Source organism: Streptomyces sp. NPDC059718 (assembly GCF_042733315.1).
Taxonomy (GTDB): domain Bacteria; phylum Actinomycetota; class Actinomycetes; order Streptomycetales; family Streptomycetaceae; genus Actinacidiphila.
In genome coordinates, this window is the sequence record NZ_JBHWGA010000060.1 from 29,950 (window position 1) to 51,653 (window position 21,704).

Genomic DNA, 21,704 nt, shown 5'->3' on the forward strand with positions numbered 1-21,704 from the left:
ACGGGACCTGTGGGAGAGCCGGGTTTCCGCCGGTTCCGGGAACGCTCCCGGCGGCCGCCCGGCCCCCCTCCGCCGTCCGCCGGACGGCTCAGCGGGCGGCCGGCGGCGCGTACTTGTAGCCGACCCGGCGCACGGTGACGATGCTGCCGCGGTGTTCGGGGCCGAGCTTGCGGCGCAGCCGGGCGATGTGGACGTCGACGGTGCGTCCGTCCCCGACGTGGCCGTACCCCCAGACCGTGGTGACGAGCTGGTCGCGGGTGTGCACGCGGTGCGGGTGCGCCACCAGGTGGGCGAGCAGCTCGAACTCCAGGTAGGTGAGGTCGAGTGCGCGGCCCCGCACCTGGGCGACGCGGCGCTCGCCGTCGACGGTGACGGGCAGGTCGGCGGATGCCGGGGACGGGGGCACCGCCTGCCCCTCGACGGGGACGAGGACGAGGTAGCCGACCATCGGCGGCCCGCCGACGCCCGTGGGCATCAGGTGGCCGGGGGCGGGCAGCCAGGTCGCGCCGGGCGGGAGGAAGTCCGGCACCGGCGGGACGTCACCGGTACGGACGGCGCGCAGGTGCTGACGGTTCACGGCGGGCAGGGGCAAGGACTGGGTGCTGGAGGACATGGAGGTCTCGGCTCTCGCGCGAAGGGTCGTGGGACGACGTATTGCGCGGGACCACCGGGAGGCCGGCAGCGGGCGGCGACCGGGGGCGGCGTCAGCTGTGGGCCGGGGTCCGCGCGGGGACCGCGCGACAACACTCCCGGTCGAACTGGTACTCCTGCCTGGACGGCCAGAACGGCTCGAGGTCGCTGCGACCTGTCGCGGTGTCAGTGAGGCTGGCCATGGCACCCATTGAACCAGACGCGACGCCCACCGGGACAGGGATGGCTCGCTTCACGGCCCTGACCAGGCATTACAGAGGTTGCGGCGCCGGCTGGGGTTCGGGCTCGGGCTCCGGCTGCGGGGGCGGCGCGGGCACGGGGTCAGGAGTCGGTCCGGGGACCGGGTGCGGGGCGGGCGGTACGGGGTCGGGCGGGAAGGGGGGCACCGGGCTCGGGGCGGGCGGCACGGGCGGCACGGTGGCCCGGCGTGCTGGGGCGGTCATGGCGGTCTGCCTCCTGGGACTCGCCGGAACGGATCTTGCGCTGCGCTTACCCGGCCCTCCTCGTCCTACCCGTCCTATCCTCAGCCTCATGACCTGGTTGCGCGCCCTGCGCCGCAGTGCCCGCGAAGGGCTGCGGATCGAGCGCGCCGGGCTGGAACCGCTCGTCGCGCTGCGCGCCGCCGCGGGCGTCGCCATCGTCATCGGCCTCTCGCTGTGGCTGGCCGGCCCCTCGGTGGCCGCGTCCTCGGCCTTCGGCGCCTTCGCCTCCGGCATGGCCACCTTCCAGCGCAGCTGGCGGCCCCGGCCGGTGCTGGCGCTGGTCGCCGGTGCCGGTCTGGCCGTCAGCACCTTCCTGGGCTACCTGGCGGGGGCGCACTGGTGGGTGTTCGTGGTGCTGCTGGCGGTCTGGGCGTTCCTGGCGGGCATGGCCTGGGCGCTGGGGCCCACCGCGGGCATCGTCTCGTCCCTCACCGTCGCCGTCATGCTGGTCGTGATCACCCTGCCGACCTCCGTGCTGGGCGCCTTCGGGCACGCGCTGGTCATCGCGGCGGGCGGGGTCGTGCAGGCGGGGCTGATCGTGCTGTTCCCGGTGCGCCGCTGGGGCCGGCAGCGCGACGCGCTGGCCGACGCCTTCGCGGCGGAGGCGGACTACGCGCGCCGGCTGCGGCACGACCCGGTGGCGCCGTTCGACCCCCAGCCGCTGATGACCGCGCGCAACGCCGCCGTCATCACCGACCGGCAGGCGCGGCGGCGCCCGGCGGCGCTGCGCGGCAAGCGGGTGCTGGCCGAGCGCATCCGTCCCGTGCTGGCCTCGCTCGCCGATCCCGCGGTCGGCGCCGCCGCCGAGGGTCCGGAGCGCGACCGGGCCCGCGAGCTGCTGGCCGCGGCGGCCTCCGTGCTGGATGCGGTGGCGCGCGCGGTACGGGAGGCCCAGCCGGTGCGCGTACCACCCGAGGCGGACTCCGTGGTGCTCGTCGACCCCGTTCCGGAGGAGCGGCTGACCGGGCCCGCCCGGCGCACCGCGCTGCGGCTCGTCGCGCTGCTCAGCGAGGCGGTCTCCTCCGCCACCGGCCGCGGCGGCTCGGTGAGCAGCGACACCGCCCATCTGCGCCGCCCCGGCGTGGCCGAACTCCTGCCGCTCGCCTCGCGCACCGTACGGCGCGAGGCCCGTTTCGACTCGCCCGTCTTCCGGCACGCCGTCCGGCTGGCCGCCGTCACCCCCGCGGGCTACGCGCTCGGCGTGGCCCTGCCGCTCGGGCACGGTTACTGGGCGCCCCTGACCTCGGTGCTGGTGATGCGGCCCGACTTCTCCCAGACGTACGGCCGCAGCGTGGCCCGCTTCATCGGCACCCTCGCGGGCGTCACCGTGGCGACCGCCGTGATGCAGTCCTTCGCCCCGGGGCCCTACCCCTGCGCCGTGCTGGCCGTGGTGTCGGTCGCCCTGATGTACGGCCTCCTGCGCACCGGCTACCTGGTCTCCCAGGTGGCCGCGTCGGCGTACGTGGTCTTCCTGCTCGGCATGGCCGGCTCCAGCTGGACGCAGACGGTGCCCGACCGCGTGCTCCTCACGCTGCTCGGCGGGATGCTGGCGATGGCCGCGTACGCGCTCTTCCCGGCCTGGGAGACCCCCCGGCTGCGGAACCGGCTGGCCGACCGCATCAAGGCCACCGGGCGGTACGCCGCCGCCGCGATGGAGGCCCATGCCGCCCCCGCCCGGGGACGGCGCGAGGCCGTGCGCACGGCCCTGCTGGACGCCCGCGCGGCCGCGCTCGCCTGGGACCAGGCGGTCGCCCGCGCCGACGCCGAACCCGTCCGCGGCCGCGGCCTGTCCCGCCGCGCCGCCGACGGCGCCGACGCGGCCCTGTCGGCCATGGGCCGCGTCCCCATGCTCATGGAGGCCCACCTCCCGGCCCCCGACGCCGACCCGGTCCCGGACGCCGCCCCCTTCGCCCTGCACCTGCGCACGGCCACCGCGGACGCCGCCACCGCGGTCCGCGAGCGGCGCCCCCCGGACTTCGCCCCCGTCCGCGCCACGCTCGACGCATGGCCCCCCTCGGACGCCGACCGCATCGTCCGCCGCAGCGCCGAACTGCTCATGGAAACCCTCGACGACCTCGAAACCGCCCTCCGCCCCCGCCCCCGCACGCGCCCCTCCCGCCGCCGCTGACGCCTCCCGGCGCGTTCCGGGTGGGCCGGTCCGGGGGCCGCGCCGCCCGCGCCCGAGGCCACCGGGCAGGGATCCTGCGGGGCCCGCAAGCCTCCGGAGCGGGCGGCCCTCCCGGACCTGCACCTGTTTTTCATGGACGCCGCCGCCGAGCCGGCCCACCTGACCAGACCGAACGGCGGCTTCGCCATCGGGTTCGGCCTGTTCACCCCCGTACAGCCGCGGCTCGGTGCGCCTGGAGTCGCCCGACCCCTCGGTACCGCCGACGATGCTGACCGGGCTGCGCATCTCCCGTGCGGTCGGCGCCGCGGCTCGGTCGGCCCCCCGTTACGGCGGGGAGCTGTTGCCGGGTCCGGCCGTCCACGGGGCCGACGAGCTGCGGCGGTTCCTGCGGCCGCACGCCGGCACGTCTTTCCCCCGGTCGGGACCCGCCGCATCGGCGGCAACCCGGGGACCGCGGTCGCCGGCACACGGCTGCGGGTGCACGGTGTCGACCGGCTCCGCGACGTCGACACTTCCGTGAGGCCCGCCGCCCGCCCGCGGCGAACACCAACGCCGCCGTCCTCGCGATCGCCGAGCAGGCGGCCGGATTGACCGGGACGGCGGCGTGAGCGCGCCGGGCGTCAGCGGATCGGCATGCCCGACAGGGTGCGGGCGATGACGAGGCGCTGGATCTCGCTCGTGCCCTCGAAGATGGTGTAGATGGCGGCGTCGCGGTGCATGCGCTCCACCGGGTACTCGCGGGTGAAGCCGTTGCCGCCGAGGATCTGGATGGCCTGGGCGGTGACCTTCTTCGCCGTCTCGCTCGCGTAGAGCTTGGACATCGAGCCCTCGGCCGAGGTGAAAGGCTTGCCCGAGATCGCCATCCAGGAGGCGCGCCAGACCAGCAGGCGGGCCGCGTCGATCCGGGTGCGCATGTCGGCCAACTGGAAGGCGACGCCCTGGTTGTCGATGATGGGGCGGCCGAACTGGGTGCGGGTCGTGGCGTAATCGAGGGCGACCTCGTACGCGGCGCGGGCGGTGCCCACCGCCATCGCGCCGACGGCCGGGCGGGAGGCCTCGAACGTCGCCATGGCGGCGTTCTTCACGCGCTCGCCGCCCTTGGCCCGCTCGCGGGCCCTGGCGAGGCGCTCGTCGAGCTTCTCCTTGCCGCCGAGCAGGCAACTCCCCGGGATGCGGACGCCGTCCAGCACGACCTCGGCGGTGTGCGAGGCGCGGATGCCGTGCTTCTTGAACTTCTGCCCCTGGGAGAGTCCGGGGGTGCCCGGCGGCACGATGAAGGAGGCGTGGCCCTTGGAGCCGAGCTCCGGGTCGACGACGGCGACGACGACGTGGACGTTGGCTATGCCGCCGTTGGTCGCCCAGGTCTTGGTGCCGGTCAGCACCCACTCGTCCTTGGCCTCGTCGTACACGGCGGTGGTGCGCATCGAGCCGACGTCGGAACCCGCGTCGGGCTCGGAGGAGCAGAAGGCGGCGACCTTCACGTCGTTGACGTCGCCGTACATCTGCGGGATCCAGGTGCCGATCTGCTCCTCGGTGCCGTTGGCCAGGACGCCGACGGCGGCCAGGCCGGTGCCGACGATGGACAGGCCGATGCCCGCGTCGCCCCAGAAGAGCTCCTCCATGGCGATCGGGATGCCGAGGCCGGTCGGGTCGAAGTACTGCTGGGCGTAGAAGTCGAGCGAGTAGAGTCCGATCTTCGCGGCCTCCTGGATCACCGGCCAGGGGGTCTCCTCGCGCTCGTCCCACTCCGCCGCAGCCGGGCGCATGACGTCGGCCGCGAAGCCGTGGATCCAGTCGCGCACCGATTTCTGGTCGTCGTTGAGCTCGAGCGAGAAGTCGCCCATCGTCCCCTCCACGTGCTTGTTACTTACGGTAACGCCAGTGTGTTACCGGCTGGTAAGGGATGTCAACCGGACGAGGGGTGTTACGTTGCGCAGGCGCGAGGAAATTCGAACGGGCGGGGAGGCTCGGGTGGACACCAGCCAGCGGCATGAGCGGCGGACGCCATCCGCGGCGGAGGAGCGGCGCAGGGAGCTCCTCGAGGCCGCGGACCGCGTCGTGCTGCGGGACGGGCCCGAGGCGTCCATGAACGCCATCGCCGCCGAGGCGGGCATCACCAAGCCCATTCTGTACCGTCACTTCGGCGACAAGAGCGGGCTTTACCGAGCCCTGGCCAAGCGGCACACCGACGCCCTGCTCGCCAACCTGCGCGCCGCCCTCGACGCCCCCAACGAGCGCCGCGACCGCGTGGAGGCCACCCTCGACGCCTACCTCTCGGCCATCGAGGCCCGGCCGCAGGTCTACCGCTTCCTGATGCACCCCGCCGAGAGCACCGCGGACTCCGACCGCGGTTTCGACATCGGCCGCCACTCCGCCCCCGTGCTGCGCCGCATGGGCGAGGAACTGGCCGACGTCATCGCCGAGCGCCTCGACCTCGGCCCGGAGGGCCAGGTGGCGGCCCGGGTCTGGGGGCACGGCATCGTCGGCATGATGCACGCGGCCGGGGACTGGTGGCTGGGCGAGCGCCCCGTCGCCCGGGACGTCCTCGTCCGCCACCTCGCGGACCTGCTCTGGGGCCGCCTCGCCGCCGTGGGCGACCGCCCGGGCGCGCCGCGTCTCTAGGCCCTGCCGGGCGCCCAGGGGGCCCGGCGGACGGCGCGCAGTGCGCGGCGGCGGCGCAGGCCGGTGAGCCGGTCGACGAACAGGCCGCCGCCGAGGTGGTCGCACTCGTGCTGGAGGCAGCGGGCGAAGAAGCCGGTGCCCTCCACGCGCAGCGGTGCGCCGTCGGCGTCGACGCCCTCGACGGCGGTCTCGTCGTGCCGGGCGGTGCCCGCGTGGACGCCCGGCAGCGACAGGCAGCCCTCCTCGCCGGTCACCACGACCCCGTCGTTGTGCACGACGCGGGGGTTGACCACGTACCCGAGGTGCCGGACGTCCTCGTCGTCCGGGCAGTCGAAGACGAACACCCGCAGCGGCACGCCGATCTGGTTCGCGGCCAGCCCCACCCCGTCGTGCGCATACATCGTGGCGAACAAGTCCTCGACGAGACGGGCGAGTTCGGCGTCGAAGACGGTCACGTCGCGGCAGGGCTCCCGGAGCCCGGGGTCACCCAGCAGCCGCATCGGGCGGACGGTCCCGGAGCTGCCGGGGATGGGGGCGTGTCGCATGCGGGCCAGCGTACGGGGACGGCTCGTTTCAGCGCCGGTGGGGGAAGTGGATAGGCTGATCGGCGACCGATGCCTTCCGGCCGGTGCAACGGCCCGGGGCACGCACTCCGGCCCGACCGCCGGGGAGGTGCGCGGGGCCGGACGCGAGGAGGATGTGGAGACGATGGCAGGCAATGCGGAGCCACTGTCGCCGCGGGCGAAGCTGGCCGTGACGGCGGGCAAGGCCGCGGCGGCAGTGTCGCGTGCGGCGGGGCGCGGCAGCGGGTCGGTGATCGGCGGCCGGGTTGCCCTGAAACTCGACCCTGATCTGCTGGCCCGACTGGCGACCCATCTCGACGTCGTGCTCGTTTCGGCCACCAACGGCAAGACCACCACGACGAGGCTGCTCGCCGAGGCGCTGCGCGCCAACGGCGAGGTCGTCTCCAACGCCCTGGGCGCCAACATGCCCGCCGGCATCACCTCGGCGCTCGCCGGCGGCTCCGAGGCCCGCTACGGCGTGATCGAGGTCGACGAGAAGTACCTGGCCGGCGTGGCCCGTGACGTCAAGCCCAAGGCCATCGCCCTGCTCAACCTCTCCCGGGACCAGCTGGACCGCGCCGCCGAGACCCGCATGCTCGCCGAGAAGTGGCGCGAGGGCCTGGCGGGCTCGGACGCCATCATCATCGCCAACGCCGACGACCCGCTGATCACCTGGGCCGCCTCCTCGTGCCCGACCGTCGTCTGGGTCGCCGCGGGCCAGGAGTGGAAGGACGACGCCTGGTCCTGCCCCTCCTGCGGCGGTGTCCTGCAGCGGCCGGCCGAGGACTGGTTCTGCGGCGAGTGCGGTTTCCGCCGCCCGACGCCGACCTGGGCGCTGTCCGGCGACCACGTGATCGACCCGTACGGGTCCGCGTGGCCGATCCAGCTCCAGCTGCCCGGCCGTGCCAACAAGTCCAACGCCGCCGTGTCGGCCGCCGCGGCGGCCGCGTTCGGGGTCGACCCCAAGGTCGCCCTGGAGCGGATGTACAAGGTGCAGGCCGTCGCCGGCCGCTACGACGTGGTGTCCTTCCAGGACCGCGACGTACGGCTGCTGCTGGCGAAGAACCCGGCCGGCTGGCTGGAGACCTTCTCGCTGATCGACGGCCCACCCACCCCGGTGATCCTCTCGGTGAACGCCCGCGGGGCCGACGGCACGGACACCTCCTGGCTGTGGGACGTGGACTACACCCGCCTGGCCGGTCACCCGATCCGGGTCATCGGCGACCGCAAGCTGGACCTCGCGGTCCGGCTCGAGGTGGCGGGGCTGCGGTTCGAGGTGTGCCAGGACTTCGACGAGGCGGTGCGCACCTCGCCGGCCGGCCGGATCGAGGCCATCGCCAACTACACCGCCTTCCAGGACCTGCGCCGCCGCGTCGGCAACTGACCGAAGACCCGTTTCGACAGGAGAACACGCTGTGAGCGACTCCAGCCTGCGTCTGGTGTGGGTCTACCCCGACCTGCTGAGCACCTACGGAGACCAGGGCAACGTCCTGGTCACCGAGCGCCGGGCCCGCCAGCGGCGGGTGCCGGTCACCCGGATCGACGTCCGGTCCGACCAGCCGATCCCGACCTCGGGCGACATCTACCTCATCGGCGGCGGCGAGGACCGCCCGCAGCGGCTGGCCGCCGAGCGGCTGCGCCGCGACGGCGGGCTGAACCGCGCGGTCGACAACGGGGCCATCGTCTTCTCGGTGTGCGCCGGCTACCAGATCATCGGCCACGAGTTCGTCAACGACCTCGGCCGCCCCGAGCCGGGCCTCGGCCTGCTGGACGTCGTGAGCGTCCGTGGCGAGGGCGAGCGCTGCGTCGGCGACGTGCTGGCCGACATCGACCCCGCGCTCGGTCTGCCCCCGCTGACCGGCTTCGAGAACCACCAGGGCGTCACGCACGTCGGCAAGCAAGCGCGCCCGCTCGCCCGGACCCGCTTCGGCAACGGCAACGGCACCGGCGACGGGACCGAGGGCGCGTACAACGACACCGTCTTCGGCACCTACATGCACGGCCCCGTCATGGCCCGCAATCCCCAGATCGCGGACATGCTGATCAAGCTGGCGATGGACGTCAGGGCGCTGCCGCCGGTCGACGACCATTGGTACGAGGCGCTGCGCGCCGAGCGCATCGCGGCGGCGTCCCAGCCCGCCTGAGGTCCGCAACGTCGCGGGTCCGACCGGGGGAAACGGGGCCAGGGCCTGGTTGTGTCCGCAGTGCGGGCGGCGTTTCCGCCGCCCGCACCCGGCTCGATAACGTAGTGAGCAGCGGTGCGCGTCGCCGCGGGTCCATCCGGACGACGGCGTCCGGCGCCCGGATCGATCTTTCAGGAGTAACGAGCAAATGCGTATTGGTGTGCTGACGAGCGGCGGCGACTGCCCCGGCCTCAACGCCGTCATCCGGTCGGTCGTGCACCGCGCGGTCGTCGACCACGGGGACGAGGTCATAGGTTTCCACGACGGGTGGAAGGGCCTCCTCGAGTGCGACTACCGCAAGCTCGACCTCGACGCGGTCGGCGGCATCCTGGCCCGTGGCGGCACCATCCTCGGCTCCTCCCGGGTCCGCCCCGAGCACCTGCGGGACGGCGTCGAGCGGGCCAAGGGCCACGTCGCCGACCTGGGTCTCGACGCGATCATCCCGATCGGCGGCGAGGGCACCCTCAAGGCGGCCCGGCTGCTGTCCGACAACGGCCTGCCGATCGTGGGCGTGCCCAAGACGATCGACAACGACATCGCCTCCACCGACGTCACCTTCGGCTTCGACACCGCCGTGACGGTGGCCACCGAGGCGCTGGACCGCCTGAAGACCACCGCCGAATCGCACCAGCGCGTGCTCATCGTCGAGGTCATGGGCCGCCACACCGGCTGGATCGCCCTGCACTCCGGCATGGCGGCCGGTGCGCACGCGATCGTCGTGCCGGAGCGTCCCTTCGACGTCGCGGAGCTGACCCAGCGGGTCGGCGAGCGCTTCTCCGCGGGCAAGAAGTTCGCGATCGTCGTGGTCTCCGAGGGCGCGAAGCCGCGCGAGGGCACGATGGACTTCGAGTCGGGCGTCAAGGACGTCTACGGCCACGAGCGCTTCACCGGCATCGCCACCCGGCTCTCGATCGAGCTGGAGGAGCGGCTGGGCAAGGAGGCCCGCCCGGTCATCCTCGGCCACGTGCAGCGCGGCGGCACCCCCACCGCCTACGACCGGGTGCTGGCCACCCGCTTCGGCTGGCACGCGGTCGAGGCCGCGCACAACGGCGACTTCGGCATGATGACGGCGCTGCGCGGCACCGACATCACGCTGGTGCCCCTCGCCACCGCCGTCGAGCACCTCAAGACCGTCCCCTCCGAGCGCTACGTCGAGGCCGAGTGCGTGCTGTGACGCGCTGATCGCACTCCTCGAACCGCCCCCGGTCGCGAGCGCGACCGGGGGCGGTTCTAGTCTGGTGCGGGCGCACCCGCCCCAACCGGCACATTGCCGACGGCGCGGTGCGTGCGGCAGGCACGACAGGAGAGTGACGGATGGACCACGGCGGACACGGGATGACGGCGGAGCTCCCGCCGTTCACCCTCGGCCGGGGGCTCGAGTTCAGCGGGGATCCGGTCTTCCTGGCCGGCTGTCTGCTCGCGCTCGCGCTCTACGGCTGGGGCGTCGTACGACTGCTGCGGCGCGGCGACCGCTGGCCGGCCGGACGGATCGTCGCCTTCGTCGCCGGTGTGCTGTCCATCGCCCTGGTGATGTGCACCGCGCTGAACGACTACGGCATGGTCATGTTCAGCGTCCACATGGTGCAGCACATGGTCGTCAGCATGGTCTCCCCCATCCTCCTGCTGCTGGGCGCCCCGGTGACCCTGACGCTGCGGGCGCTGCCGACGGCGGGACGCGGCCGCAAGGGCCCGCGGGAGCTGCTGGTGGCGCTGCTGCACAGCCGCTACCTGCGGGTGATCACGCATCCGGCGTTCACCATCCCGCTGTTCATCGCCAGCCTGTACGGGCTCTACTTCACCCCGCTGTTCGACACCCTGATGGGCAGCCGGACCGGGCACATCGCGATGATGGTCCACTTCCTCGCCGTGGGCCTGGTCTTCTTCTGGCCGATCATGGGCGTGGACCCGGGGCCGAACCGGCCGAGCCATGTGATGCGCATCCTCGAACTGTTCGCCGGGATGCCGTTCCACGCCTTCTTCGGCATCGCCCTGATGATGGCCAGCGAGCCGATGATCGGCGCCTTCGAGCACCCGTCCGCCTCGCTGGGGATCGACGCGCTGGACGACCAGACCGCGGCCGGCGGCATCGCGTGGGCGTTCAGCGAGATCCCGTCGGTGATCGTCCTCGTGGCGCTGCTGATCCAGTGGTACACCTCCGACCAGCGCCAGGCGCGTCGCAAGGACCGCGCCGCGGACCGCGACGGCGACGCGGAACTGGCAGCCTACAACGCGTACTTGGCATCCTTGGAGGCACGGGGTCGCGGCTGACGGGGCCGCCCGCCGCGAAGGGAGGCCCGCGATGGGCGACCAGGTACGGATATCGGGCGACGCGCTGCAGTTGCCGGGCGGCGTCACGGTGCGCTTCATGCGCACCCTGCGGCTTCCGGAGACGGGGACGCATCCGCTCCCACCCGGGATCGGCACCTTCCCGCTGCGCCGGGTCTCCGACCATCCCGGCACCGCCCCCCGGGAGTGGCTCGCACGGGGCGGGGTCATGCTCCCCGTCTACCAGCGCGAGGCCATGTGGCTCAGCTTCTCGGCCTCCGCGCCGGCCGCGCTCCAGGTGGGCGTCGGCAAGGTGTGCGCGGTGTCGGGGCGGCCGTGGAGCGACCGGCTGTCGCAGGACCCGCAGAACTACGTGGTGCTGCCGCGCCAGCCTTGGCTGGACGGCATCAACTCGGGCTCCGGGACGATCCGGCAGTTCGTGGCCGTGCCCCTGGGCCTGGGCGCGACCGTCGAGGGCCAGGTCACCGGCGAGGAGGTCTGGGGCGGGGTGCAGCTGCAGGTGTCCGAACTCGGCGAGGAGCAGTTGGCGGCGTGGCGGGCGGAGCAGCGGCGCCGGGAGAGCACGCGCCGCGCGGCCTTCGGCGGCTACGGCGGCGCCCCGGGGGCGATGCCGATGGCCGCCCCGGCGGCCGCCCCTCCGCCGGCCCCGGGGGGCGTCCCGCGTCCGGCGGGCGCCGCGCGCCGGGCGGGAGGCGCGGAACGGTCCCCGGTCTCCATGGGGCTGGGCGCCGGTGGCCGCATGCGGCAGGAGGTCTACCGCGACGACCGCAAGCCCTCCGACTGGCGCGCGAAGCCCTCGGGCCGGGTCTACGTCCACCTGACGACGGTGCCGGAATGGCGCCGCATCACCGGCGAGCCGGCTCCCCCCTCCCCGGTCAACCGCGCCGCGTACACCGCCGCCGGACTGCCCTGGTTCGACTACTACGACGCCGACGCCGAGGACCTGGCGGCGCCCGGCACGCTCACCCAGGTGAAGCCGGTCGGCGACTGGCTCGGCGAGGACGAGTCGCCGTGGGTGGCGCCGCACCCGGGTCAGGTGCAGCAGCTGGGGGACGAGGGTCAGGTCACCGACGGCGACTGGTAGCGCACGGCGGGCGGCGGCGGGACCATGGAGTCCGGGCCGCCGCCGCGCGGCCCCCGGGGAGGAGGCCAGGGATGCCCACACCTGCCAAGGCGATGATCACGTGCACGGTGGCGTGTCTGGTCGCCGTGACCGCGTACACGGTGGCGCTCGGCCCCAACGGATGGGTGTGGTTCGCCTGGGTCGTCCTCACCCTGGCCACGATCGGGGTGTTCGCGATCCGCACGCCCCGCTGAGGCTTCCCGGCCGCCGGCCCGTCCTCAGGGCCGTGCGGCGGCGGTCCGCGCGTCGCGGGCGGCGATCGTCCCGATGCGGCGCAGGTCGTCGGTGAGGTCACCGCTGCGGTCGAGGTGGGCCGGGACCAGTCTGCCCACGAGCCACCGGAACCAGGCGGGCGTGTTCCTCATCCGGTAGGTCTGCACCACCCGTGTCCCCGTGCCCGCCGGCTCCAGTGCGATGGTCCAGTCGGTGCTGTCGGGGAAGAGCGGGGTGGCGACGGTGCGCCACGTGATCCGGTGCGGGGCCTCGAACGCCACGATCTCGCAGACCCGGCTCCACCTCATCAGCCGGCCCGATCGGTTGCGGCCGCGGAAGCGGGCGCCCGGTGCCGGCGTGCTCGCCCCGCGCAGCCAGGTGACCCGGTGGCACTCGTGGCTCCACTCGCTGGTCCGGGTCACGTCCGCGACGACGCGCCACACGGCCTCGGGCGGCGCGTCGACGACCACCTCGGTGCGGCACGTCCGGGCGACGCCCCGCTCCCTCCCGTTACCCCTCACTGTTCCTCCCCCTCCAGGTCGTGTGCTCGGGTCTCACGCGTCGAGCAGCCGGTCGATGACACCGGCCACCCACTGTTCGTACTGTTGCGGTGTCCAGCCGGAGATCCCGGTCAGCAGGTGGTAGACCTCGACGCCGAGGACCGCCCACACCCCGTCGAGCTCCTCCCGGGTCACCGCACGCCCCGTGACGCCGGTCATGCCCTGCTCGACGCTGACGCGCCGGCGCCGCTGGTTGTCCCGGAGCTTCCCCGCCAGGTCGCCGTTGGAGGCGGCCGCCTCGCGCAGCGCGAGGTGCACACCGGCGGTGCGCCGGTGGATGGCGGTGACCAGCCGTGCGGCGGCGGCGATCCGCTCCTGCCGGGTCCCCGACGCGAGTCCGGCGAACTCCGGGCGTTCGGCGAGCGCTTCGGGCTCCGCGTCGCCGACGACGGCGACGTCGAGCGCGGCCATCAGCAGTTCGCCCTTGGACCGGAAGCCCGCGTACAGCGTCTCGACCGACACCCCGGCCTCGCGGGCGACGTCACGCATCCCGGTCGCCGCCCACCCCCGCTCGCCGAACAGCCGGACCGCCGCGGCCAGCACGACGGCCCGGGTCTCCCTCGCCTGCTGCTCGCGTCGCGGTGACCGGTACGCGCGCCGCGCCCGGGGTTCCTCCTCCGCCGCCATCAGCGGACCGCCCCGCGCCGCTCGGGGTCCTGCGGCCGCCACCATTCCGCCAGGCGCCGCCGGTAGGCGCGGGCGAAGCCGTACAGCAGGATGAAGCGCGGGACCGGGGGCACCAGAGCGACCACGATCCGGTGTCCCTCGGGGTCGATGCCGTCGAGCAGCCAGTGGCCCTCCATGCCGAGCTGCGTGAACGACTTGGACTTCACGTTGTACCGCTGGTCCCAGGCGTGCCACTCGGCCTGCGTGAGGGTGGCCGACACGACGGGCATGGCCTGCTCGACCTCCCGCTCCAGGTGCGGTACGAGGACGGCCGTCAACGCGTCGAGCGCCGCCAGCAGTCTGACGCGCGCCTGGTCGGAGGCCGTCTCCGCGTACCGCCGGGCGGCGTCCGTCACGGTCACGGCCGCCGGGGTGATCCGGCGGTGGTCGGCGTCCAGGGAGTCCAGCAGCGGCCCGGTGGCCGGGTCGCGCTCGCGCACCAGCGGCCACAGGCCCTCGTCCTCGCCGATGTGGTGCGCGTGGAGGAACTCCATCAGCCACACGACGTGCCGGCCGACCGCGCTGCCCTGCCCCGGCCGAGGATGCGGCTCGGTGGACAACACCGTCCGTGTGCGCTCCAGGTCACGGCGGAGCGCGCCGTGCACGATCCCCATCATCCGCGTGTCCGCGGGTGCGGAACCCGTCCCCATGCCGACCTCCCCGTCGCCGTCCTGCTCGGAGACTAGGGCCCGGATATTTTCATTGCAACGTCGTTCCGGTGAATTCTGGGCCTCGTGGGCACCACCACCCCTCACGCCCCGGCGTGGATGCAGGCCGTCAGGCCCTCGTCCCTCGTCCGCCCCCTGTCACGGAGGCGACCACCTTGGCGATGACGGCCGTCACGACGAGGCTCCCGGTCAGGACCACCCCGACGCCGACCACGAAGAGGCCGCTCGAGTCGTCCGACCAGTCGACGAAGGCGGCGGCGGTCAGGCCGAGCGTGGTGCCGAGCACGGCGGCCATGACGAAACCGCGGGACGCGGCCCGGCACACGACCGCCAGGAGCGTCAGAACCAGCCCTGCGACCTGCCAGGCTTCGTAGGGACCGGTCACGGTGCCGTCGGGCTGCACATCACGGTGCCTGTCCCAGCCCAGCCAGGCAGCCCAGTCGGCCGACGCGACGACCGCCGGCAGGAGGATCGGCAGCAACGGGGAAGCGGAATTCGCTGTTGATCGGCGCATGACCCGAGCGTCCCGCCCCGCCTGTGCACCGACCAGAGCGCACGTGCTCAGCTCCGGCCGAGTACGTGCCCCCACGCGGCAGCCGCGAAGGCCCCGTGTCAGGCGGGGGCGTGGCGGGCGAGGCCGGAGACGAGGAGGTCGAGGCCGAACTCGAAGCGTTCGTCGCCCTCGTCGCGCATGAGGGCGTCGACCATGCCCGTGATGTGGGGGAAGCGCGCGGGGGGCAGCGAGCCGAAGTACTCGCGGATGCGGGCGATGTGCTCGTCGAGGGTGACGCCCGTCCCGCCGAAGCCCTGGCTGCCTCGCAGGCTCTCCTCGACCGCGGTGGCGGTGACGAAGAGCGCGAGGGCGTCCACGCCGTAGGCGCAGACCCGGTCGGACAGGCCGCCGGCCTTGAAGATCGCGAGCATGGCCTCGGCGTTGAGCAGGGCGTTGGGGCCGAAGGGGATGCCCTGGCCGATGGCGGCGCGCGCGAGGTCGCGGTGCGCGACGAGGACGCGGCGGCCCTGCCGGGCCATCTCCTTGATCTGCTCCTGCCACCGCTGCGGGTCGGGCTCGGGGCGGGTCACGTCGGCCTGGATGCGGTCGAGGAGCAGCTCCAGCAGCTCCTCCTTGTTGGCGACGTGCGCGTAGAGCGAGGCGGCGCCGGTGTCCAGTTCCTGGGCGACCCGGCGCATGCTCAGCGCGTCGAGGCCTTCGGCGTCGACGACGTGCAGGGCCGCGGTGACGATCGCCTCGCGGCTGAGGCTGCGGCGGGGGGCCTTCTTGCGCTCGGCGCGCCAGGGCGGGACGGGGACCGATGTCACGTGCTGCGTACCTCCGGGAGCGGAACACGAACAGCGTACTTGACACGAACGCTGTTCGTCTTCTAGAACACTGTTCGTTTGAAACGAACGTTGTTCGTCCGATCTCGCGGAGGCCCCCATGACCACCCAAGCCCTCTCCCCGCCGGCACCCCCGGCCACCGGCCACCCCCTGCGCAAGCTCGGGCTGGCCGTGATCCTCGCCGTCGAGATCATGGATCTGCTCGACGCCACGATCGTCGGCGTCGCCTCGCCTTCGATCCGTGCGGACTTCGGCGGCAGCTCCACCCGGATCCAGTGGATCACCGCCGCCTACACGCTGGCCTTCTCCGTGCTGATGATCACGGGGGCGCGGCTCGGCGACATCGTGGGCCGCCGCCGGATGTTCCTCGTCGGGCTCGCCGGGTTCACGGTGTGCTCCGCGCTGTGCGCGGCCGCGGGCTCCGCGGGGATGCTGATCGGCGGGCGGGCCGCGCAGGGGCTGTTCGCCGCCATGATGGTGCCGCAGGGCCTCGGCATCCTGCGCCAGATGTTCCCGCCGAAGGAGCAGGGGGCGGCCTTCGGTGCGTTCGGGCCGGTCATGGGGCTCGCCGCGGTCGCCGGGCCGGTGCTCGGCGGGTTCCTCACCGACGCCGACCTGTTCGGCTCCGGCTGGCGCTCGGTGTTCCTGATCAACGTCCCGATCGGCGTCGTCGCCTTCGCCGTCGCGCTGCGCATCCTGCCCGAGGGCCGCTCGCCGCACGCGCCGCGGCTGGACCTGCCGGGGTCGGCGCTGGTCAGCCTCGGGGTGCTCATGCTGGTGTACCCGCTGGTCCAGGGCCGCGACCTGGGCTGGCCGCTGTGGACGTACCTGTCGATGGCGGGCGCGGTCCCGGTGCTCGGCCTCTTCGCCCGGTACCAGCGGCGGCTGGTGGCGCGGGGCGGTTCCCCGCTCGTCGAGCCGGGGCTCTTCCGCCACCGCGGCTTCTCCGCCGCGCTCGTGGTGGGCGTCGCCTTCTTCGCGGCGATCAGCGGGCTGATGCTCGTGCTCACCCTGCACCTGCAGGTCGGGCTCGGCTACAGCGCCCTGCACGCCGGGGCGTCGATGATCCCCTGGTCCGCCGGCACGGTCGTCGGCGCGGTCCTCTCCGGTGCCGTCCTCGGCCCGAAGTACGGCCGGAGCACCATCCAGGCCGGCTTCGCGCTGTCGGCGGTGGCCGTCGCCGCGCTGGCGCTCACCGTGCACCTGGCGGGCCAGGGGGCCACCACCTGGCAACTGCTGCCCGCGCTCCTGCTGAACGGCTTCGCGATGGGCCTGGTCATGGCGCCGTTCTTCGACATCGCCCTCGCCGACGTCGAGGAGCGCGAGACCGGATCGGCCTCGGGCGTCCTCAACGCCGTGCAGCAGCTGGGCGGTTCGGTCGGTGTCGCGGTGCTCGGCACGGCGTTCTTCTCGTACGCGGCCGACGGGGGCACGGTGCCCGCGACCCAGTGGACGGCGCTCATGGCCGCGGCCGCGTTCGTCGCGGCCCTGGCGGCCGCCTTCCTGATGCCCCGCCGCGCCCGTGAGGGCGCGACGGGACACTGAGGGTCCACCGGGGCCGGTGGCCTCAGGCGGTGTGCAGGGTCAGGCCGTAACGGGCCAGGATCGGGTTGACGGGCTGGAACCAGGTCTCGCCTCCGGAGGAGCAGTTGCCCCAGCCTCCGGAGGTGACGCCCTGGGCCTGGTCGCCGCTGATGAACGAGCCGCCGGAGTCGCCCGGTTCCGCGCACACGTTCGTCTTCGTCAGGCCGTACACGCTGCCCTGGCTGTAGTTCACGGTCTCGTTCTTGGCCAGGATCGTGCCGCAGTGCCAGTGCGTGGTGGACCCGGAGCGGCAGACCGACGCCCCCACCGGCGCCTCGGCGGAGCCGCGCACCAGGGCGTCGGGGACGGTGCCCCAGCCCAGCACCACCGGGACCGTCCACCAGCCGCTGCCGACGTTGACCCAGCCGTAGTCGTTGCCTGGGAAGGTGCCGCCCTGGAAGGCGCCGACGTAGGAGCCGTCCCAGCCGTACACGGCGGCGCCGGGCTGGGCGCAGTGCCCGGCGGTGACGAAGCCGCCGTACACGGAGAAGCCGATGGAGCAGCGGATGTTGTGGCTGTAGTACGGGTCCCCGCCGACCGTCCCCGCGGCGAGCGTCGCCGGTGCCTGCGCGGCCCGGCGTACCGCGGTGACGACGGCGCCGGGTGCGGCCCGCCGGGCGGAGGCGACGAAGGCGTGCACCGCCGCGGTGTCCCGCGCGCCCGCGCGGACGTCGACGACGACTCGGTTGGCCCGCGGGTCGACGCGCCAGCCGGTCACGGCCGCCGGAGCGGCCCCCGCCCTGGCCCCGCGGTCCAGGACCGCCTTCGCCGCGTCGAGTTCGCCCGCGGAGTGCTCGACGACCCGTACGGCCGCCCCGGTCCCGCGGACGGCCGCGGCCTTGCGTTCGCCGGTCACGGCGACGACGAGGGTGCCCGTGCGCGCGTCGAACCAGGACCCGCCGTAGTCCGCGCCCGCGGCACGCCGGGCGGCGGGCTCCAGACGGGTGGCGGCGGCCTCGTCGCGGAGGCGTTCGCGCGCCTGCGCCCGGCTCAGGCCCAGGTCGCCCGCGAGGGCCCGGACGAGCCCGGCGGACGGCGTGCCTGCGGCGGACGCGGATGCTCTCCCCGCGGCGGGTGAGGCGGCGGCGGGAGTGAGCGCGGTGGAAGTCGCGCCCAGTCCCGCCAGGACGAGCAGCACGGACAGGGCGGCACGCGCGCTGATCCTGCGTCTCATGGCAGTTCCCCTTACTGGTGTGGGAGGAAGTGGTGCAGGGGAGGTCGTGAGAGCGCTCTCAAAACTGACGTCGCCGCGAGCCTAGAGGTGACGATTAGTCATGTCCATACCAATCACTCGGCGCGCGCGTGCGGGCCCGGTGACGCACGGCACCCGCCGCGCCTAGACTGACCATCCTCGAACCGCGTTGTGACCTGGCAGAACGCCGTCCCGGAGCCGATCGGCGCCAGTTGGGAGTCAGTCCGTGTTCTACTACGTGCTCAAGTACGTGGTCCTCGGCCCGCTGCTGCGGGTGCTGTTCCGCCCGAGGATCGAGGGCATGGAGAACATCCCTGAGGAGGGCGCGGCGATCGTCGCGGGCAACCACCTGTCGTTCTCCGACCACTTCCTGATGCCCGCGATCCTGCCGCGCCGGATCACCTTCCTGGCGAAGGCCGAGTACTTCACCGGAACCGGCGTCAAGGGACGGCTGACCGCGGCGTTCTTCCACAGCATCGGGCAGATCCCGGTCGACCGCTCCGGCGGGAAGGCGGGCGAGTCGGCGGTCCGCGAGGGGCTGAAGGTGCTCGCCAAGGGCGAGCTCCTCGGCATCTACCCCGAGGGCACCCGCTCCCACGACGGACGCCTCTACAAGGGCAAGGTCGGCGTGGCCACCATGGCCATCCGCGCCGGGGTCCCGGTCGTCCCGTGCGCGATGATCGGCACGTACGAGATCCAGCCCGCCGGCCGGCGGCTGCCGCGCATCAAGCCGGTGACGATCCGCTTCGGCGCGCCGCTGGAGTTCTCCCGCTTCGAGGGCATGGACAACGAGCGCTTCGTGGTGCGCTCGGCCACGGACGAGATCATGTACGCCATCCTCGGCCTGTCCGGCCAGGAGTACGTCGACCGGTACGCGTCCGAGGTCAAGGCGGAGCAGCAGGGCCAGTCCGGCATCGGCTCCCGGCTGCGCCGCAGCGCCTGACCGGTCGCACCCTGGGCGGTTGCGCCCTGGGCGGATCCGCGCACGGCGAACGAGCCTGGCCCTGCCGTCACCGGCCCGCCTAGCGTCGCCGTCATGACCAGAACTGCGTTCGTGATCGGGGCGACGGGACAGATCGGCCGGGCGGCGGTACGCGCCCTCGCCGAGGACGGCTGGGAGGTGCGGGCCGCCTCCCGCGGGGGCGGCGGTGACGTGGTGTGGCCCGACGGGGTCCGGCCGGTGGCCGTGGACCGCGAGGACACCCCGGCGCTGGCGGCGGCGCTCGGCGAGGGCTGCGACGTGCTGCTGGACTGCGTCGCCTACGGGCCGGAGCACGCGCGGCAGCTGACGGACCTGGCGGACCGGATCGGCTCCGCGGTCGTCGTGTCCAGCTGCTCCGTCTACGAGGACGGCCGGGGCCGCAGCCTGGACACCGGCGGGGAGCCCGGCGGCGCGCCCGTCTTCCCGGTGCCCGTCGCGGAGACGCAAGCCGTGCTGGCCCCCGGCGAGGGCGGCTACTCCGCGCGCAAGGTGGCACTCGAGCGCGACCTCCTCGCGGCGGAGGAGCGGTTGCCCGTCACGCTGCTGCGCGCCGGGGCCGTCCACGGCCCGCACAGCCTGCGGCCGAGGGAGCTGTACTTCGTCAAGCGGGGCGTGGACCGGCGGCCGTTCCGGGTGCTCGCGTACAACGGCGCCAGCCGCTTCCACCCGGTGCACGCCGCGAACCTCGCCGAACTGGTGCGGCTGGCCGCCCGCCGCCCGGGCTCCCGGGTGCTCAACGCCGGTGACCCGTACGCCCCGACGGTGGCGGAGATCGCGGACGCCGTCGGCGCGCTGCTGGGGCACGAGACGGAGACGTACACCGTGGACGGCCCTCCCCCGGCGAAGAACGTCGGCGACACCCCGTGGACGACGGCCCACCCCTTCGTGCTCGACATGTCGGCCGCGGAGCGCGAGCTGGGCTACCGCGCCGTCACCGGCTACGCGCAGTCGCTGCCGGAGAACGTGGCCTGGCTGGTCGAGCGGCTCGGCGGGCGGGACTGGCGGGAGGCCTTCCCCGTCCTGGCGTCGACGTATGACCGGTTCGGCGACCTGTTCGACTACGAGGCCGAGGACCGCTGGCTGGCCGCCGGAAAACCGCTCGCCGGGCCCCGGGAGCCCAACTAGCCTCGGGGCGTGGGAAAGGACCGGACATGAGTGCGCGCCTGCGGGCCCTCGCCAAGGAGACGGAAGGCCTCGTCGCGACCGGCCGTTACCGCACGGCACGCGGCGTGGAGGTGGCGATCGGGGAGGCCGTCGCGCGGGCCGTGCGGGGGACGCGGATGTACGGCCCCGGGCCCGTCGATCCCGGCCCCCGCACGGAGCGCACCGGGCCCACGTCCTTCGAGGTGACCGGCGAGGACAGCCTGCAGGCGGCGCACCGCCTGGTGCGGGAGGCACCGGGAGTCCCGGTCGCCGTGCTGAACTTCGCCTCGGCGCGCAACCCCGGCGGCGGCTACCTCAACGGGGCGCAGGCCCAGGAGGAGGCGGTGTGCCGCGCGTCGGCGCTGTACACGACGCTGCTCACGGCGAGGCAGTTCTACGACTGGCACCGGGCCGACCGCAGCCCCTTCTACAGCGACCGGGTGATCCACTCCCCCGCCGTCCCGGTCTTCCGCGACGAGCACGGCGTCCTGCTGGACGAGCCCTTCGAGGCCGGCTTCCTCACCTCCGCCGCACCGAACGCGGGGGTGATCGCCCGCCAGGATCCCGGCGCCGCGGACCGGGTGCCGGCCGCGCTGACGGCGCGGGCGGGCAGGGTGCTCGAGGTCGCCGCGGCGCACGGCTACCCCTGCCTGGTGCTGGGTGCCTGGGGCTGCGGGGTGTTCCGCAACGACCCGGCGGCGGTCGCGGCCGCCTTCCGCGAGCACCTCGGGCCGGGGGGCCGGTTCGCGGACCGCTTCGGCCGGGTCGTCTTCGCCGTACTGGACCGGCGCGCGGACTCGCCCACCCGGGCGGCCTTCGCCGCCGCCTTCGCCGGGTAGAGGAATCACATGAGCGACAAGCGCAACATCGACACCGTGATGGACGCCGTGGACCAGAAGTGGATGCCGCACGTCCTCGCCGAGGTCAACGACTACGACGTGAAGGTGGCCAACGTCGAGGGGGACTTCGCCGAGCACGCGCACGCGGACACCGACGAGTTCTTCCTCGTCCTCGCCGGGCGTCTGCACCTGGAGTTGCCGGACCGTACGGTGACCCTCGGCCCGCACGAGGTGTTCACCGTGCCCCGCGGCGTCCCGCACCGCCCGCGCGCCGAGGAGGGCACCCGCATCCTGATGTTCGAGCCGCGCGGCACGGTCAACACCGGCGACGGCAACGAGGGCACGGGCACGACCGGGGTGCGGCTCGGATAGCCGCCCGGGCCCGGAACGCCGGACGGCCCCCCCCCGCCCCCCGGGGGGCCGCCGGGGCCGGCGCCTGTGTTCACGGGGGGGGGAGCGCGTGGGGGGCCCCCGCGGGGC

General features: G+C 74.0%; 24 protein-coding genes. 14 read left to right on the forward strand and 10 right to left on the reverse strand.

Annotated elements, in window-relative coordinates; genetic code table 11:
* Positions 1-88 precede the first annotated feature (88 nt).
* Together ACFV3E_RS40645 and ACFV3E_RS40650 are read right to left on the reverse strand one after the other, a co-directional pair.
* Positions 89-613, reverse strand: coding sequence for a winged helix-turn-helix domain-containing protein (locus ACFV3E_RS40645; protein WP_500540664.1), 525 nt, complete (start codon positions 611-613; stop codon positions 89-91).
* Between the two features lie 91 nt (positions 614-704).
* Positions 705-833 (reverse strand): hypothetical protein, encoded by a 129-nt coding sequence (locus ACFV3E_RS40650; RefSeq protein ID WP_450399940.1) that lies wholly within the window; start codon positions 831-833, stop codon positions 705-707.
* 349 nt (positions 834-1,182) lie between these two features.
* Here ACFV3E_RS40650 and ACFV3E_RS40655 point away from each other — a divergent pair, with 349 nt between their 5' ends.
* Positions 1,183-3,261 (forward strand): FUSC family protein, encoded by a 2,079-nt coding sequence (locus ACFV3E_RS40655; protein WP_500540666.1) that lies wholly within the window; start codon positions 1,183-1,185, stop codon positions 3,259-3,261.
* Positions 3,262-3,393: 132 nt separating this feature from the next.
* Positions 3,394-3,852, forward strand: a complete 459-nt coding sequence (locus ACFV3E_RS40660) for a GMC oxidoreductase (RefSeq protein ID WP_500540668.1) — start codon at positions 3,394-3,396, stop codon at positions 3,850-3,852.
* Between the two features lie 29 nt (positions 3,853-3,881).
* Here ACFV3E_RS40660 and ACFV3E_RS40665 read toward each other — a convergent pair whose 3' ends face one another.
* Positions 3,882-5,105 (reverse strand): acyl-CoA dehydrogenase family protein, encoded by a 1,224-nt coding sequence (locus ACFV3E_RS40665; RefSeq protein WP_500540670.1) that lies wholly within the window; start codon positions 5,103-5,105, stop codon positions 3,882-3,884.
* A gap of 127 nt (positions 5,106-5,232) precedes the next feature.
* Between ACFV3E_RS40665 and ACFV3E_RS40670 the strand changes: the two genes are divergently transcribed.
* Positions 5,233-5,883, forward strand: coding sequence for a TetR/AcrR family transcriptional regulator (locus tag ACFV3E_RS40670; protein WP_500540674.1), 651 nt, complete (start codon positions 5,233-5,235; stop codon positions 5,881-5,883).
* Here ACFV3E_RS40670 and def read toward each other — a convergent pair.
* Complete coding sequence (gene def, locus ACFV3E_RS40675) at positions 5,880-6,428, reverse strand: peptide deformylase (RefSeq protein ID WP_500540676.1); 549 nt, start codon at positions 6,426-6,428, stop codon at positions 5,880-5,882. The genes ACFV3E_RS40670 and def overlap by 4 nt on opposite strands.
* 163 nt (positions 6,429-6,591) lie before the next feature.
* On the opposite strand from def, the gene ACFV3E_RS40680 reads away from it, so the two are divergent.
* The 6 genes from ACFV3E_RS40680 to ACFV3E_RS40705 all read left to right on the forward strand — a co-directional run bounded on the left by ACFV3E_RS40680 (position 6,592) and on the right by ACFV3E_RS40705 (position 12,232).
* Positions 6,592-7,830, forward strand: coding sequence for a MurT ligase domain-containing protein (locus ACFV3E_RS40680; RefSeq protein WP_500371012.1), 1,239 nt, complete (start codon positions 6,592-6,594; stop codon positions 7,828-7,830).
* Positions 7,831-7,861: 31 nt separating this feature from the next.
* Positions 7,862-8,590 carry a type 1 glutamine amidotransferase gene (locus ACFV3E_RS40685; protein WP_500540678.1) on the forward strand — a complete coding sequence of 243 codons (729 nt, stop codon included), beginning with the start codon at positions 7,862-7,864 and terminating at the stop codon, positions 8,588-8,590.
* 187 nt (positions 8,591-8,777) lie between these two features.
* The gene (locus ACFV3E_RS40690) at positions 8,778-9,803 is read left to right on the forward strand and encodes a 6-phosphofructokinase (protein ID WP_500371010.1); all 1,026 of its coding nucleotides are present in this window, start codon (positions 8,778-8,780) and stop codon (positions 9,801-9,803) included.
* Between the two features lie 140 nt (positions 9,804-9,943).
* Positions 9,944-10,897: a cytochrome c oxidase assembly protein gene (locus tag ACFV3E_RS40695; RefSeq protein ID WP_500540680.1), complete on the forward strand. Its 954-nt coding sequence runs from the start codon at positions 9,944-9,946 to the stop codon at positions 10,895-10,897.
* 31 nt (positions 10,898-10,928) lie between these two features.
* Positions 10,929-11,999 carry a hypothetical protein gene (locus tag ACFV3E_RS40700; RefSeq protein ID WP_500540682.1) on the forward strand — a complete coding sequence of 357 codons (1,071 nt, stop codon included), beginning with the start codon at positions 10,929-10,931 and terminating at the stop codon, positions 11,997-11,999.
* 71 nt (positions 12,000-12,070) lie between these two features.
* Complete coding sequence (locus ACFV3E_RS40705) at positions 12,071-12,232, forward strand: hypothetical protein (protein ID WP_499510335.1); 162 nt, start codon at positions 12,071-12,073, stop codon at positions 12,230-12,232.
* A 24-nt stretch (positions 12,233-12,256) separates the two neighbouring features.
* Here ACFV3E_RS40705 and ACFV3E_RS40710 read toward each other — a convergent pair whose 3' ends face one another.
* The 5 genes from ACFV3E_RS40710 to ACFV3E_RS40730 all read right to left on the reverse strand — a co-directional run bounded on the left by ACFV3E_RS40710 (position 12,257) and on the right by ACFV3E_RS40730 (position 15,465).
* Complete coding sequence (locus ACFV3E_RS40710) at positions 12,257-12,772, reverse strand: SRPBCC family protein (RefSeq protein WP_500540684.1); 516 nt, start codon at positions 12,770-12,772, stop codon at positions 12,257-12,259.
* Positions 12,773-12,805: 33 nt separating this feature from the next.
* Positions 12,806-13,438 (reverse strand): TetR/AcrR family transcriptional regulator, encoded by a 633-nt coding sequence (locus ACFV3E_RS40715; protein ID WP_500540686.1) that lies wholly within the window; start codon positions 13,436-13,438, stop codon positions 12,806-12,808.
* Positions 13,438-14,127: a hemerythrin domain-containing protein gene (locus ACFV3E_RS40720; protein WP_500540688.1), complete on the reverse strand. Its 690-nt coding sequence runs from the start codon at positions 14,125-14,127 to the stop codon at positions 13,438-13,440. Before ACFV3E_RS40720 ends, ACFV3E_RS40715 begins: the two co-directional genes overlap by 1 nt.
* Positions 14,128-14,254: 127 nt before the next feature.
* Positions 14,255-14,659 (reverse strand): hypothetical protein, encoded by a 405-nt coding sequence (locus ACFV3E_RS40725; protein WP_500540690.1) that lies wholly within the window; start codon positions 14,657-14,659, stop codon positions 14,255-14,257.
* Between the two features lie 98 nt (positions 14,660-14,757).
* Positions 14,758-15,465 (reverse strand): TetR/AcrR family transcriptional regulator, encoded by a 708-nt coding sequence (locus ACFV3E_RS40730; protein ID WP_500540692.1) that lies wholly within the window; start codon positions 15,463-15,465, stop codon positions 14,758-14,760.
* Positions 15,466-15,583: 118 nt separating this feature from the next.
* Between ACFV3E_RS40730 and ACFV3E_RS40735 the strand changes: the two genes are divergently transcribed.
* Positions 15,584-17,029: an MFS transporter gene (locus ACFV3E_RS40735; protein WP_500540693.1), complete on the forward strand. Its 1,446-nt coding sequence runs from the start codon at positions 15,584-15,586 to the stop codon at positions 17,027-17,029.
* Positions 17,030-17,051: 22 nt separating this feature from the next.
* Here ACFV3E_RS40735 and ACFV3E_RS40740 read toward each other — a convergent pair whose 3' ends face one another.
* The gene (locus ACFV3E_RS40740) at positions 17,052-18,242 is read right to left on the reverse strand and encodes a S1 family peptidase (RefSeq protein WP_500540695.1); all 1,191 of its coding nucleotides are present in this window, start codon (positions 18,240-18,242) and stop codon (positions 17,052-17,054) included.
* A 244-nt stretch (positions 18,243-18,486) separates the two neighbouring features.
* Between ACFV3E_RS40740 and ACFV3E_RS40745 the strand changes: the two genes are divergently transcribed.
* From ACFV3E_RS40745 to ACFV3E_RS40760, 4 genes are all read left to right on the forward strand, one after another.
* Positions 18,487-19,203, forward strand: coding sequence for a lysophospholipid acyltransferase family protein (locus tag ACFV3E_RS40745; RefSeq protein ID WP_500540697.1), 717 nt, complete (start codon positions 18,487-18,489; stop codon positions 19,201-19,203).
* A 93-nt stretch (positions 19,204-19,296) separates the two neighbouring features.
* Positions 19,297-20,367: an NAD-dependent epimerase/dehydratase family protein gene (locus tag ACFV3E_RS40750; protein ID WP_500540699.1), complete on the forward strand. Its 1,071-nt coding sequence runs from the start codon at positions 19,297-19,299 to the stop codon at positions 20,365-20,367.
* Between the two features lie 26 nt (positions 20,368-20,393).
* A complete protein-coding gene (locus tag ACFV3E_RS40755) occupies positions 20,394-21,224 on the forward strand; it encodes a TIGR02452 family protein (protein ID WP_500540700.1) in 831 nt (276 codons plus the stop codon).
* Positions 21,225-21,233: 9 nt separating this feature from the next.
* Positions 21,234-21,596, forward strand: a complete 363-nt coding sequence (locus tag ACFV3E_RS40760) for a cupin domain-containing protein (protein WP_499510346.1) — start codon at positions 21,234-21,236, stop codon at positions 21,594-21,596.
* The last annotated feature ends 108 nt before the right edge of the window (positions 21,597-21,704 follow it).